This window comes from Vibrio sp. 10N.222.55.C6, from assembly GCF_041473395.1.
Classification (GTDB): Bacteria; Pseudomonadota; Gammaproteobacteria; order Enterobacterales; family Vibrionaceae; genus Vibrio; species Vibrio crassostreae_C.
Genome location: NZ_JBFRSD010001136.1, coordinates 1 through 402, shown reverse-complemented (window position 1 = coordinate 402; position 402 = coordinate 1). Strand labels below are relative to the sequence as shown.

Annotated in this window: 1 protein-coding gene; it reads left to right on the top strand. The window is 35.8% G+C overall.

The window, feature by feature from the left end:
* Positions 1-189: 189 nt before the first annotated feature.
* On the top strand, positions 190-402 hold a 213-nt coding region (locus tag AB4486_RS27885; protein WP_372120054.1), incomplete at its 3' end, for a DsbA family protein.

Here is a 402-nt window from a genome sequence, read left to right as displayed (position 1 = left end):
AGATAAAAGCTGATGTACCGAACTTCACTAATACCGTTCCATCAATTCAGCTTTGTGAGCAAAAAATATAGAACCGCAACTCTCTACGGTGAAAATGAGCAGGATACCGAATAATAAACAATTTGGGTTCTGCTTAGTGTTATTTAATGAAAAAAATTGAAGCTAAACGCTTGATAAAAAGAGTTAAATATGAATATGAAAATCAAATTGGATATTGTGTCAGATGTGATTTGTCCTTGGTGTATTATCGGTTATAAGCGTTTAAATACCGCGATAAAAGAGCTTGGTATAGAAGATCGCATTGAGATTGAGTGGCAACCTTTTCAGTTAAATCCAGATATGCCGCTTGAAGGTGAAGACCTACGTGCCCACCTTAAAAGGAAGTACGGTACTACATTAGAA